This window comes from Vibrio sp. 11986-1-5 (assembly GCF_963878025.1).
Classification (GTDB): domain Bacteria; phylum Pseudomonadota; class Gammaproteobacteria; order Enterobacterales; family Vibrionaceae; genus Vibrio; species Vibrio injensis.
This window is the reverse complement of the sequence record NZ_CAWNVW010000011.1, coordinates 451842-465254: the sequence shown is the minus strand read 5'-3', so window position 1 is coordinate 465254 and position 13413 is coordinate 451842. Positions and strand designations below refer to the sequence as shown.

Here is a 13413-nt window from a genome sequence, read left to right as displayed (position 1 = left end):
AAATCGCACCACCAAACCAACCGCTAAATCTGCTCGCCCTTAATCGCTTAGCTTATATTGGATATAAAAAACTCAGGCAAACCGCCTGAGTTTTTTTATTAAAGGGGGGAGAATTAAACAATAAACTTGTTCATCACCGCCTCTTGACGACGAACATCTTCAAGCTGCTCTTGCATCTGTTGGTTAGATTGGCTGGCGGTATCCGATACTTGTACTGATAAATCTTTAATTTTTACCGTATTGGTATTAATTTCTTCAGCCACCAAACTTTGCTCTTCAGCCGCCGACGCGATTTGCATATTCATATCACTAATTTGCTGAATCGCTTGACGGATACGCAATAAAGCATCGTTCGCTTCGCTCGCCTTGGCGACGGTCTCTGTGGCCGTATCTTTACTTTGCCTCATCGCTCCAGCGACTGAGCTTGAACCCACTTGCAGTTGTTCGATCATACTGCGAATCTCTGTCGTCGACTGTTGCGTGCGCTGAGCAAGTGTACGTACTTCATCAGCCACAACCGCAAAACCACGACCAGATTCCCCCGCTCGCGCAGCTTCAATCGCTGCATTTAAAGCCAACAAGTTGGTTTGATCGGCAATATCATTAATGACTTTTAAAATGGTCTCGATGTTGGAGGTCGCACTTTCTAATTGCTTGACCTCTTCTACTGCTTGATCAATCCGTAACGCCAGAGAGTTAATCGCTTCCGTGGTATGCGATACCACTTCAGATCCTTGTTCCGTCGCGTTGTCCGCCTCTTGTGCTGCCGAAGCCGCCCCTTGCGCATTGCCAGCTACATTCATCGCTGTCGCAGCCATTTCATTCATTGCTGTTGCCAACTGCTCAACTTCATGCATCTGACTTTGCATTGCTTCTGTCGATGCTTGTAATCCGTGCGCCGTGGATTCAGTGCTGTGCATGATCTGTTGACCAATCTGCTTCGACTCTTTAATCAACTGCTGCAGAGTTTCGGTAAAGCGATTAAAGCCGCTAGCTAATCGAGCAAACTCATAATCGGTATTGGTATCAAGCCGCTTGGTCAAATCTCCCTGCCCAGAAGCAACATCTTGAATCGCATCATTGAGGGTGTCCAATGGACGCATTAAAATGCGGATCACAAAAGAAAGAATCAAGGTACTGACCACTAATGCCAGCAGTGAGTAAATCAACGCACTACGCCGCAAATCATCAACCGCAGCAAACGCAATGCTCTCATCCAGTAAAACTCCAACTGACCAAGTTTCGCCAGGAATGGGAACAAAACGTAATTGATAGTCTTGATTATTAATCCTCACTTCTTGTACATCACGACTGATACGTACATTCGGTAAGAAAGCCGACATTGGTTCACCATTAAAACGCGCCTCAGGGTGAGCAACCGTCGTACCATCATCAGAAACAATAAATAGATAACCGGCATCAAATAAAGAGACTTGGTTAACCAGTTCGGCAAGAGACACTAGGCTAACATCAAAAAATATTGCCCCCGAAAATTGCCCTCGATAATTGACTGGTGTAGCAATTGAGATCAAAATCTCTCCCGTAGCTGAATCGGCGTAGGGCGCGGTAATGGTTAATTTCCCTGCATTTTTAGCATCACGATACCAAGGCCGAACTCTTGGATCCCATGTTGCTCCGGGGTTCCAACTTGGGTCACTACCGACATAAGAGCCATCTTTATCATAACCAAACCCGACCAAAATAAAACTTTTCGCTAAAGCCCTCTGGCGAAGCACATCGGCGACACTTCGAGGATCAATATCGACCTGAACCAGCTCTGTGACATACTGAGCTAACGCTTTACTACCACTGAGATCTTTACTCACCGTATTGCGCACCCCACTAACAATTTCTTCGACGCTGCTATTCACTTGAGTTTCAATCTCAGAGCGCATAGTAAAATACTGTTGCGTCGACAAAAGTGTCAGCGTCAAAAGTAGCATCACGGATGACGCTGCGACTACTTTATGACTGAATTTCATGGTTTATCCCTCAAAGCAAACTATCTTCATGCATGGTTGTGCATGCTCACGTCCTTAATTGTTAGGGTCAGACAAAGGGATGACAGCAACATAACGTTACTAGGATCGATTTATTCCAACTCACTAAGGTTTGCTAAGCCATTTACACCAAACCAACTCTATTTTTATGCACTAAGTATGAACCAAGATCGCTGATTGTGCTGAACAAAACATCGATTACTATCAAATTTATCAAGAATAAAAAAACCGCAGTAAGGATAAGAGGTCTCTCACTGCGGTTTTATTTTGAAAAATAAGATAAATTACGCGTATTGCTCGGCAAACTCTTGCATAAAATCGACCAGAGCTTGTACCCCTTCTAATGGCATCGCATTGTAAATAGATGCGCGCATACCACCAGAAACCCGATGGCCTTTTAGCGAAACTAATCCTCGAGTTTCAGCCAATGACAAAAAAGTGTCATCAAGCTCAGGTTTGGCTAATTGAAACGGCACGTTCATTAACGAACGATTATCTGGATGGATGGTATTCCGATAAAAATCTGACGAGTCAATGTAGTCGTACAGCAAGGCTCCCTTCGCTCGGTTAATCTTCTCTATTGCTTGAACACCGCCTTGCTGTTTGAGCCATTGAAATACTAATCCTGACAGATACCATGCAAACGTCGGCGGTGTATTAAACATCGATTCTTGTTCGGCCAACAATTGATAGTTAAGAATACTCGGTAGCACTTCATGGGCTAAACCAAGTAAATCATCACGCACAATCACAATACAGATCCCTGCGGGCCCAATGTTCTTCTGCGCGCCAGCATAAATTACGCCATAACGAGAAACATCGATCTCCCGAGATAAAATCGTCGATGACATATCCGCCACAATCGGTTTATCCGTGATCGGCAAATCATTAATCTCAATACCATCAATCGTTTCATTGGGACAAAAATGCACGTAAGCCGCTTCTGGATCAATCACCCACTCACTGGCTGGTCGTACCGCGGTTTTGCCTTGCTTATTGATTTTTGCGTCAAACACATCGACACGACAATATTTTTTGGCTTCTTTGACTGCACTCGCGGCCCAGTATCCTGCATCAATATAGGTAGCCGTACTCGCCGACCCCAATAAATTTAGAGGGACTGCTGCGAATTGAGCTCGAGCACCGCCATGACAGAAAAGTACCTTGTAATTATCAGGAACGTTGAGCAAATCACGCAAATCTTGTTCAGCCTGTTGAGCCACTTGAATAAAAGGCTTACTACGGTGGCTAATTTCCATCACTGAGACGCCAAGACCATTCCAGTTCACCAACTCAGCTTGCGCTTTGTCCATGACGGCTTTAGGTAAAGCGGCGGGACCCGCACTAAAATTATAAATAGTGTCCGTATTCGGCTCCATGTATTGCTTGCTCCTGCTATCGAAAATGGGGAAATCATGTCAAAAATAAATAACCGCACTCACCACCCCTCCCTAAAAATGGATGCTGAGTGTTCTCGGTATACCATTTTTTTAAAAGAAGAAACAGCTTGAACTGACTGAAAATCAGCGGTTAATTATTTTTCAGTGACGGTATTTTAAATGCCTTTAAAACCGCTCCAAAAGGAAGCGGTTTAATGAAGGATAAAACAATCTTTACTAACGCATCAATAATGGCATCATTAAACTGATTAAAGGTACTTGCTTACCATTATCAAATGAGACATTACCTTGATTGATTTGAGCACGAATTCGATACCCTTGCTCATCTTGTGAAGCCATCTCCATCATGACTAGCTCATCCATCCCTTGTTGAATAAACGGATAATCTTGGGCAAATTGTTGAGAGACAAAGTTATCAAGATGTCCCGTTAAAGCCGGTAAAATCACGCTCGGATCTTGTGAAATATTATTCGTACCTTCTGGAATAATCAGCATCCAATTGGCCGAAAAATCACCATCACCAACTTTGACCGCGAGTTGATTTAGACTCAGACTAAAACCTTGAGAAAATAGTGTTTCTATCAATGGCAGTGCTTGATTTAAAGCCTGTGCTGGCATGGTTGAGTAAGTTTGATATAGTGCGGACAATTGCTCAAAAGCTTGGCTATCAACATCGGCTAACGTGAAGTCAAACGTGGCATCATGCACTTCGCCTTCATCGCTAACTACTTGATCAACCGTCAATTTATGTTGGCTAGTAAAACGTTTTTTATGGGCATCCATCGATGAAGTAAACTCATAATTGCCTTGACGAATAAGCAAAATGGATTGATGGTCACTGTCGTTGATATTCAGTTCACCGATTGACAGTGCTTGCTTGCCGAGCCAAAAGCCCACTTCTTGTTTACCATGGCCTTTTGCTTCCAGTTTAGACAGTTGCATTTTTTGACCATTGATAAAATCAATCATTACCGATGGCAAACTCAGATCATAAGTCACTTCCCCTAAAGTAGTGACCGTACCAGTCAGTTGAGCTGGCGTTAACGATATCCCTAAAGCTTCATCGTCAGGCGATTGATAATGCCAGCTACCTAACTGAACATGATAATCCGTATTACCATTTAATTGAGTAACCGTGGTCATGGTTAATGGTAATTCGGGGTATTCTGGCAATCTTGATTGCGCCGACAAGCTGAATAATTGATGTTGAATATCGCTTTCTACTACCCACTGTGTCGGCAAACCTTCACTGATCAGTTGCTGTCTGACTCGCTCATCGAGCACTGTAAATCGAGCCGAAACATGAGAAGAAAGATAGCCACGGTCATAATGGATAAGCTCTGCGCTTACTTGCTGATTGGTTAAATTTTCTAGGCCGTGAGTAATCGCTTTCTGACCAATTTGTCCAACCGCTAAAGGCCAACACAAGACTAACACTACCGCACCACCGATAGCTCCTATTCGTTTGATATTTTGCATAAATGACTCGATTGCTTATTATTTTAAGCAGTGTAACGCAGATGATTGATCCAGCTCAAGTGGCGCATCCTTACCATCAGCGAACTCAAATATTGACGAGGTTAAGATTCTTAAACTCAGCTCTCAAATCTTTTTTGCAAAGCTTGTTACAGTAGCTTGGCTAAAATAATGATAGGGACTACTGTGAACCGATATGCTTTGCTGTGCTTAGACAACAATCCAATTAGTATTGAACAATGGCGTCATGAATTAAGTATTTTTTCCGCCAAGTTTGATCTTTACACTGCTGATTCTATGCTAGAAGCTCAGCAGGCACTTGAATTCATCAAAGATAATCAACAAACAGCAGCGCTAGTGATTGCCAGTCATCATGAAGGCTTTAATGGCGCCGAGTTTTTAGTTCAATTGGACAAATCCCCAGAAACGAAATACGCGCGAAAAATATTAATCAGCAGTGGTCAAGATATTCAAGCCATCTTAAATGCCGTGAATGAAGGACGTTTAGATTATTGTTTAACGAAGCCATTGCAAGATAACGTCTTATACAAGACAACCCTCCAAGAATTGACCACCTATATTCTTGATCATGATAAAGATAACATTCTTAATTACAGTACATTACTGGATCAAACTCGTATTTTACGTGCGCACATCGATCAGAAAATGCGTATCTATCGTGAAGGTTTTATCAGCGATTATCACCGCATGTCCGATCAACAACTCGCCGAGCAAGTTATTGGTGCCTTGTATGAGTTTTTTGACGGTAATGATGAAACACGAGCCTGCCGAACTTACTCCGCAGAGCATTTACTTACCGTTGAAGGTGAAGATAACCATTTCTTGTGGTTTATCACCTCTGGTGAAGTCGCTCTGTATAAACGGGATGAACTCGGTCAACAAAGGGAAGTCGTACGCCACAATAAAGGCAATATCGTCGGGGGGATGTCTTTTGTCACCGGTGAGCCCTCTTTCTCTACCGCGTTAACGTTAACTCGTACTGATGTCATCAAATTAGACCGCGATATTTTTGCTAAAGTGATGCATAGCGATACCAGTTTACTGCCCCTATTTACTAACTTACTACTGCGTCATTTTAATCGACGGCTACAACGCAGTATTAATACTAAATTACAATTACAAAAAACGCTCGACTCACTGGAATCGGCGCATAAACAACTGATGGAAAGTGAAAAAATGGCCATGCTGGGTCAGTTGGTCGCTGGCGTGGCTCATGAGTTAAATAATCCTGTAGCTGCTATTCTACGAGGCAGTGATACCTTACGAACTCATATTGCTCAGCTGGTCGGCGATGCTCCTCCCCACTCTTTAGAATATACTGGTGCACAATTGCTGGCCCAAGCCTTACAATCTAAACCTATGTCAACGGCCGAGGAACGAGCAAAAGCAAAACAGATCGCCGAACAGATACGTCATCCGTTGTTAGCGAAAAAAATCGTCAAATTAGGCCTAGAACACGATCAAAACCTACTCAATTTAGCTAAATCCCAACCACAACAGGCATTACAGAATATTGAAAAATTAGAAGTGTATTTCTTAGCTGGGAGTAATCTGCGCTCAATTCAGGTTTGCGCGCAGCGAATTGCCGATATGGTAAAAAGCCTCAAGGGCTACGCAAGAGCGGATGACGAAACATTTCATATTGTTGATATCCATGAAGGATTAGAAGATACGTTAGTTATTTTTGAAAATCGCCTCAAAAGACATCGGGTTGAAAAGCATTATGCCAAACTCCCCGCTATCTCTTGCCTCCCTATCGCCCTACAACAAGTTTGGACTAACCTTATCTCAAATGCGGTGGAAGCGTTTCCAGAGCATGGCGTATTAATCATTACCAGTGAGCTACGCCAACAAGGTAATCACGCTTATGCGGTGATCAGTTTTACCGATAACGGTTGTGGTATTCCTAAAGAGCGACAAGACGAGATTTTTACGCTTAATTACACCACCAAACGAGAAGGTGATTTTGGGCTAGGGATTGGTTTATCCGTTTGCCAACAAATTGTTCGTCAACACCAAGGATGGATCAACGTAGAAAGTGAGGTCGGTCAATACACTACGATGCAGGTTTGGTTACCCGTCAACCGAGAACCTATTTAGGGAGAAATAAATGCAAAAACTGATGATTTTATGTGTCGATGATGAACGTGAAGTGCTCAATAGTGTTATGCAAGATCTAAACGAATTCGAAGAGCATTTTATCCTCGAAGCCGCAGAGTCTGTGGCAGAGGCGAAAGAAGTTATTACTGATTATCAACAGCAAGGGATACCACTAGCGCTCATTTTGTGTGATCACATCATGCCGCAAGAAACCGGTATTCATTTTCTTATCGAACTTAATCAATCCGATGCCACTCAACCAACACGTAAGGTACTCTTAACTGGGCAAGCGGGATTAGACGATACCGTCGAAGCGATTAATCACTCAAGCTTACATTTCTTTATCACCAAGCCTTGGCAAGCCGAACAATTACGCCATACCGTGAAAGAACAGCTAACTCATTACGTGATCGAAAATGAACCTGATTTAATGGCTTGGATGCCAATTCTTGATACTGAATTAATTCTAAACGCACTGGCAGCGAATCGATCCAGTTATGGTGAATAATGTTAAACGTGTACCCTATTAAGCTCGACGGATAAAAATGGCAGCATTCTAAACAATATCACGTTGATTTTGCTGTTTTTTTATCAAGGTAACCCAATCTTGACATTTTTTGGTAGAGTTAGCCTCCATCAATGAATTATGATGTTATAACACTCGAAATAGTAATTGATTTAGTGTGTACCCAAATAAGCCATTCGATAAACCATGTGGATTAGATTTGAAATCAGTTGCAACGTTTTCAATACTGCATCTTAGGATCGCTTGGGTATACTATGGAATTAATCATAAACAGATAGGTTTATTGTGACTATGCGCAAAACAATCATGGCAACCGCTCTACTTTTAACGTCGGCACACGCTTTGGCTCAAACGGATCCAAACAGCCCAACCGTAATGAGTAATTTTAACTACGAATATGTCGAAGCTCGTTTCGGCGCTAGCCCTGCGACCTTCGGTGCGGCAATCAGTAAATCGATTCATCCTAATGCTCATATGATTGTACGTATCGATTCTGAGTTTGAAAGTGATTACGATCTCGCTGCAGGTTTTGGCTTTCATGCCCCGATTAATAATTGGGCAGATTTAACGGGAGAAATGTTATTCCGTTTACAAGACAAGAAAAGCTACGGCAGTGCAGATTCAGGAATGGAACTGAATTTAGGTGTTCGTCAGTGGCTAGGCCCACAACTTGAAGTAGGTGGCAAAGCTGGCTACGTCTCTATTGATGACCGCGATGATTGGATCGGCTCTGTGTATGCTCGCTTCCACTCAACGGAATTGTTCTCACTCGGCGCAGAAGCCCGCTTCAATGATGCTTATGGCGACCAACTGATGCTTACGGCTCGTTTTAAATATTAATCAACTAAGTGTAACTACTTGGTGCTTGTCATAAAATAAGCCGAAGTCTCTCGACTTCGGCTTATTTATTATTACTCAACGAGCTTGGCAATATTCCAACAGTTGACGTTTCTGTGGCTCTTGGAGTAGCTTCCAATGTACCCCTTCAATTGCTCCAGCAAACTTCCATAAGAGTTTGACATCAACATCACTGCCATAAATTTTACGTACCTTACTAAATACAGCAGGTGCGCCAAGTTTTACAAAAGTTTCAACATCGTTCACGCCGGCTTTTTTTACCATCCGCTCAAGAGTCAACTGCATATTAGGCAAGTCTCTTAGCCGACGGCTCGCTTGAGATTTTTGAAAGCTACGTTGTGAAATAGAATAAAAGATGGAGCGTTGAATAATATCATCTAGTTGCGCATAACCTTGTTCAAAAAGTTGCGTAATATCATAATAATTAACCGTCGCCGTAGTCTGTTTTTTTACATGACGGAATTTTTCACACCCTAGTTGGGCCAATCGTTCATCCAATTCTTCACTACCACGAAGAAAAATCGCATCCTCAGTTAACAACGCGTACATGGCCTCTTGCTGAAATAAGCCAACACCGCCGAACATTGAACGCTTTTGGTAGTCTCCAAACTTAATTACATAATCAAAAAATGTTGTCTCACTCATCTTGATAGATCCTTTAATCGTCGTCCCCGAGTCACAAAGATCACCAGATAGCAGCAAGTTATAGCGAATAAATTAGGTATACATCGCAAGCTTATTTTTACTACGTGCCTGCGTATTGATTTATGTACATGATAGTTAATTCCATAAAATAAGTCCGGACTTAACTCACATCCACCACCTGAAAAGCGTTTTAAAAAGCTACTGACCTCACAAAATCTCAATGTTGCATATCAGATGTTATTCATTTCATACTTTATATTGCACGATAAACCGATTAAGACCCGTTTAATGGTTGCATCTCTTTATTAGCAATCGGTAAAATGGGACGTCTTCCCGCTTTTGACCGGATACGATGAACCATTTATCTTTTTATTGGCTTCCCGAAAATAAACATCTCCTTATCCAAGGATTGGAAAGTGAGTTTGCTCAGCTGGTTAAATTCTCAATCAGTACAGGCAAAATAGCACTGCCCCCTATCCCAGATGTAGTATTAAAAATTCAACAATTATGTGGTATTGAATCAACCACAGTCGCTGATGTTGCCGCGTGCCTGACTGATGACCCAAGCCTCGCGGCAGTGGTTATCCGTATCGCAAATTCAGTTGTCTTTAATCGCCGCAATATCACTTGCCTTGATTTAACGACAGCAGTTTCCCGTTTAGGCATTATACGTGTACGTGAAATTGTCACTGCCCAAGCGATTGAGCAGCTCAAGCATTCAATTAATCTTAGCTCTGCGTGCAATAAAGTCCTGACCAATAGTGCTGCCATATCGCGTGAATTCGGTGCCAGTATGGTTTTAGTCACTCAATGGTTTAAGCGTTTAGAACCGCAGCACTATCAACACTTAGAACAAGAGAAAGCCTTGTTGGTTGGTCTATTGGCCGATATCGGTCTGTTTTGCTTAGTGAATGAATATCACCTTTATTTGGAAAATGGACACTACCTCGATCAAGACATTGCGCTGCAGATTTTCCATTCGAACTGTTCTGTAACCAGTCAACTCGTTTTAAAACATTGGGGGTTTGATAACGATTTTCTCGAAGTGGCGAGTAACCAACCATTTATTGAGCATCGCCAAGAAGTCAGTTATCTTGATATCGCTCGTATCGCAAATCATCTGCTGTTGTTTCGGAAACAAGATGACGCTTTAGATGAGCATGAAGTAGAAATTAACGCCACTGGTGCAGAAGTCCTTTACCATTTAAGTAATATGACGGACGTTGAATTTCGTACTCAGTTGCATGGCGTAATTAACGCCAGTGGTTTTTGAACACTCTCCCCAGTTATCGTTAATATGAGCTGGGGTTACCCCTTGAGGAATCTATGTTTTTAGGGATGTTATTTATTTTTGCCCCACTGGTTATCGGGTATCTTTTTTCTATCACACAGCCAGCAAAATTAACCTTACTAAACAAAGCAACGGTTTCTCTGGTTTATGTCATCCTCTTCCTGATGGGACTTAGCCTTGCTGCATTAGATAATTTAAGCGCTAATCTACAAGCAATTTTGCGTATTGCCGGCGTATTTTTCCTTGCCATGGGCTGCTGCAATTTGTTGGCCCTACCCTGGATTGATAAATGGCTACCAATTGATAGCCAAGCAACACAAACCAAATTACCCCTATCAAGTATGGCGTTAGAATCGATCAAGCTGATTTTTGTTGTTGGTGCAGGACTGTTGCTTGGCTTGGTTCTTGGTTTTGATTTATCTTGGGTAGAAAGCGCCAGTGAATGGATTTTATTCATTTTGCTGTTTTTTATTGGCGTTCAATTAAGAAACAGTGGTTTAACGTTAAAACAGATCTTGTTGAATAAGCATGGCATGATCATCGCAGCCGTCGTCATTATTACCTGCTGGATAGGTGGATTCCTAGCCGCTTTAATTCTCGATATCCCTGTCTATCAAGCATTAGCTATGGCTTCTGGGTTTGGTTGGTACTCATTATCCGGAATTCTGATGGGCGATGCTTTTGGCCCTGTCTATGGTGGCGCTTCGTTTTTAATTGAACTGATGCGTGAATTAGTCGCACTGGTGTTAATTCCAATGTTTATTGGTCGAAAACCCTGCGCTTCTATTGGTTACGCTGGAGCAACGGCCATGGACTTCACTCTCCCAGTGATTCAGACCACGGGTGGCGTGCGCTGTGTTCCCGTGGCGATTGTCAGTGGCTTTATCTTAAGTCTATTAGTGCCTTTTTTAATGCTGTTATTTGTCTCTCTTGCAGGTTAGCTCTCAGGAATCGGCCACAGCCCACTTTACAATACATCAACATTTCATCAAGATACGTAACCCAATTAAGTGACTGAGTAAAGCACGCCAATCGAACAAAGAGAGAACTGCCAAAGCGATATCAATGACTGCAGGACAAGCTTTGGGTTTTGGTTTAGATTGCCTAGCTGACATTAACCAGCCTCAACAATAACGACATAATTATGGTATCAGAACACAAAATAGCGGATGCAAACTTTGAGAGCCTTCTACGTATATTCACCGTACCAGAAGGACCAGACTCTACTCTGACTCGTATTGAAGAAGAGCTGTCACGTAATTTAAACCAATTTTTACGTGAGCATATTGTCGCAGAAGAAAAGCCGCTTAAAGAGATAGAAAAAGACTTTTCCAATCCGCACATTCCTGAAGCGCCAGAGTTTGTCTCAGAGCATACTCAACATTTAATGGATACGTTAGTGGCTCAATCGGTGCATACGGCATCGCCCAGTTTCATTGGCCATATGACTTCAGCATTACCTTATTTTTTAATGCCGCTGTCAAAAATCATGATTGCTTTGAATCAAAACTTAGTAAAAATTGAAACCTCGAAAGCATTTACGCCACTTGAACGTCAAGTATTAGGCATGTTGCACCGTCTTATTTATGCCCAACAAGACGAATTTTACCAACAATGGATGCACAGCGCCGCCCATTCTCTTGGCGCATTTTGCTCTGGCGGTACCATTGCCAACATTACCGCGCTCTGGGTAGCACGTAACAACGCACTAAAGGCGAGTAGCCATTTTGGTGGTGTAGAAAAAGAAGGCTTATTCAAAGCCATGCTCCATTATGGTTATCAAGGATTAGCGATTTTGGTCTCTGAGCGAGGCCACTATTCACTAAAAAAAGCGGCTGACATTTTGGGCATCGGCCAACAAGGCTTAGTCACCGTTCGTACCGATGAAAATAATCGTCTTTGTCCAGATGATCTGCAGCAAAAAATCGATCAGCTAAAATCACAAAACATTCATCCCTTTGCCGTTGTCGGTGTCGCAGGTACAACCGAGACGGGAAATGTCGATCCACTAAGAGCCATCGGTGAAATTTGCCAAAAAGAGCAATGCCATTTTCATGTCGATGCCGCTTGGGGTGGTGCCACCTTAATGTCGAGTACCTATCGCCACTTATTGGATGGTATTGAACTGGCCGATTCTGTAACCATTGATGCCCATAAACAAATGTATATTCCCATGGGCGCAGGAATGGTGTTATTTAAAGACCCTCATGCAATGAATGCGATAGAACATCATGCGCAATATATTTTACGCAAAGGTTCTAAAGATTTAGGCAGTCATACCTTAGAAGGATCTCGCTCAGGGATGGCAATGTTGGTCTATGCGAGCATGCACATTATTAGTCGTGCTGGCTATCAACTGTTGATTGATCAAAGTATAGAGAAAGCACGTTATTTTGCTGATCTGATTCAGTCACAAACGGATTTTGAACTCGTTTCAGAACCTGAGCTTTGTCTACTTACTTATCGCTATGCTCCTGATAATGCGATAAAGGCACTGACAATCGCTGATGAAAAAGAGAAAATCGCGCTGAATCATTTGCTGAATGAATTAACTAAATACATTCAGAAGAAACAGCGTGAAACTGGTAAATCGTTTGTTTCTCGCACACAACTGAATCCGGCACGTTGGCAAGGTTTAGATACCTTAGTCTTTCGTGTTGTATTAGCGAACCCACTCACCACTAGGTCAATTTTACAATCCGTTTTGCAAGAGCAAAGGGACATTGCCCAAACCGCGACTCAATTACTTGCCCAAATAAATCAGTCGAGTCAAAGTATTATTAACTCACAGGCTTAAAAACTCGGGCACATTTGCCAAACAATAACGACGAATAAAAAGAAAGAAATAAATGAAAATTTCTTTCTTTTTATTGTAACTCGCCCATCATAATCCATCTATAAACGAAGCTTTTAAGCCTTTTCCCCAATTAAAAGTGTAGTTTTCATGAAATTTAGTTTGAGGCTTGTCATATTCTCACTATTTGATAGTGTGTTTACTTTATGATTTATGACCGCTTGGGTTTATACTCGCGTCATGGCGTTGGTAAATGTGTCCCTTGTCAAAATGATTCATTTCGATGATAACAAGGCACCTGA

10 protein-coding genes are annotated in these 13413 nt (G+C 42.2%); 6 read left to right on the top strand and 4 right to left on the bottom strand.

Features of this window, described 5'->3' with window-relative positions; all coding sequences use genetic code 11:
- Positions 1 to 113 precede the first annotated feature (113 nt).
- The 3 genes from AACS00_RS05100 to AACS00_RS05090 all read right to left on the bottom strand — a co-directional run bounded on the left by AACS00_RS05100 (position 114) and on the right by AACS00_RS05090 (position 4879).
- Positions 114 to 1982 carry a methyl-accepting chemotaxis protein gene (locus AACS00_RS05100; RefSeq protein WP_072669614.1) on the bottom strand — a complete coding sequence of 623 codons (1869 nt, stop codon included), beginning with the start codon at positions 1980 to 1982 and terminating at the stop codon, positions 114 to 116.
- Between the two features lie 302 nt (positions 1983 to 2284).
- Complete coding sequence (gene serC, locus AACS00_RS05095) at positions 2285 to 3379, bottom strand: 3-phosphoserine/phosphohydroxythreonine transaminase (protein WP_072669615.1); 1095 nt, start codon at positions 3377 to 3379, stop codon at positions 2285 to 2287.
- 237 nt (positions 3380 to 3616) lie between these two features.
- Complete coding sequence (locus AACS00_RS05090; RefSeq protein ID WP_110166698.1) at positions 3617 to 4879, bottom strand: DUF945 family protein; 1263 nt, start codon at positions 4877 to 4879, stop codon at positions 3617 to 3619.
- A 183-nt stretch (positions 4880 to 5062) separates the two neighbouring features.
- Between AACS00_RS05090 and AACS00_RS05085 the strand changes: the two genes are divergently transcribed.
- From AACS00_RS05085 to AACS00_RS05075, 3 genes are all read left to right on the top strand, one after another.
- Positions 5063 to 6997, top strand: a complete 1935-nt coding sequence (locus tag AACS00_RS05085) for an ATP-binding protein (protein ID WP_110166697.1) — start codon at positions 5063 to 5065, stop codon at positions 6995 to 6997.
- Between the two features lie 10 nt (positions 6998 to 7007).
- Entirely contained in the window at positions 7008 to 7505 is a 498-nt protein-coding gene (locus AACS00_RS05080; RefSeq protein WP_072669617.1) for a response regulator, read from the top strand.
- Positions 7506 to 7814: 309 nt separating this feature from the next.
- Positions 7815 to 8363, top strand: a complete 549-nt coding sequence (locus AACS00_RS05075; protein ID WP_110166696.1) for a hypothetical protein — start codon at positions 7815 to 7817, stop codon at positions 8361 to 8363.
- A 75-nt stretch (positions 8364 to 8438) separates the two neighbouring features.
- On the opposite strand, the gene AACS00_RS05070 is transcribed toward AACS00_RS05075, so the two are convergent.
- The gene (locus AACS00_RS05070) at positions 8439 to 9026 is read right to left on the bottom strand and encodes a TfoX/Sxy family DNA transformation protein (protein ID WP_110166695.1); all 588 of its coding nucleotides are present in this window, start codon (positions 9024 to 9026) and stop codon (positions 8439 to 8441) included.
- A gap of 352 nt (positions 9027 to 9378) precedes the next feature.
- On the opposite strand from AACS00_RS05070, the gene AACS00_RS05065 reads away from it, so the two are divergent.
- From AACS00_RS05065 to panP, 3 genes are all read left to right on the top strand, one after another.
- The gene (locus AACS00_RS05065) at positions 9379 to 10299 is read left to right on the top strand and encodes an HDOD domain-containing protein (RefSeq protein WP_110166694.1); all 921 of its coding nucleotides are present in this window, start codon (positions 9379 to 9381) and stop codon (positions 10297 to 10299) included.
- A 53-nt stretch (positions 10300 to 10352) separates the two neighbouring features.
- Positions 10353 to 11258: a lysine exporter LysO family protein gene (locus tag AACS00_RS05060; protein WP_072669620.1), complete on the top strand. Its 906-nt coding sequence runs from the start codon at positions 10353 to 10355 to the stop codon at positions 11256 to 11258.
- A 203-nt stretch (positions 11259 to 11461) separates the two neighbouring features.
- Positions 11462 to 13114, top strand: coding sequence for a pyridoxal-dependent aspartate 1-decarboxylase PanP (gene panP, locus AACS00_RS05055; RefSeq protein WP_110166693.1), 1653 nt, complete (start codon positions 11462 to 11464; stop codon positions 13112 to 13114).
- Positions 13115 to 13413: the final 299 nt, after the last annotated feature.

Coding starts and splice junctions, on each gene's coding strand:
- AACS00_RS05100 (WP_072669614.1), bottom strand. CDS start 1,982: ATGAAATTCAGTCATAAAGTAGTCGCAGCGTCATCCGTGATGCTACTT.
- serC (WP_072669615.1), bottom strand. CDS start 3,379: ATGGAGCCGAATACGGACACTATTTATAATTTTAGTGCGGGTCCCGCC.
- AACS00_RS05090 (WP_110166698.1), bottom strand. CDS start 4,879: ATGCAAAATATCAAACGAATAGGAGCTATCGGTGGTGCGGTAGTGTTA.
- AACS00_RS05080 (WP_072669617.1), top strand. CDS start 7,008: ATGCAAAAACTGATGATTTTATGTGTCGATGATGAACGTGAAGTGCTC.
- AACS00_RS05075 (WP_110166696.1), top strand. CDS start 7,815: ATGCGCAAAACAATCATGGCAACCGCTCTACTTTTAACGTCGGCACAC.
- AACS00_RS05070 (WP_110166695.1), bottom strand. CDS start 9,026: ATGAGTGAGACAACATTTTTTGATTATGTAATTAAGTTTGGAGACTAC.
- AACS00_RS05065 (WP_110166694.1), top strand. CDS start 9,379: ATGAACCATTTATCTTTTTATTGGCTTCCCGAAAATAAACATCTCCTT.
- AACS00_RS05060 (WP_072669620.1), top strand. CDS start 10,353: ATGTTTTTAGGGATGTTATTTATTTTTGCCCCACTGGTTATCGGGTAT.
- panP (WP_110166693.1), top strand. CDS start 11,462: ATGGTATCAGAACACAAAATAGCGGATGCAAACTTTGAGAGCCTTCTA.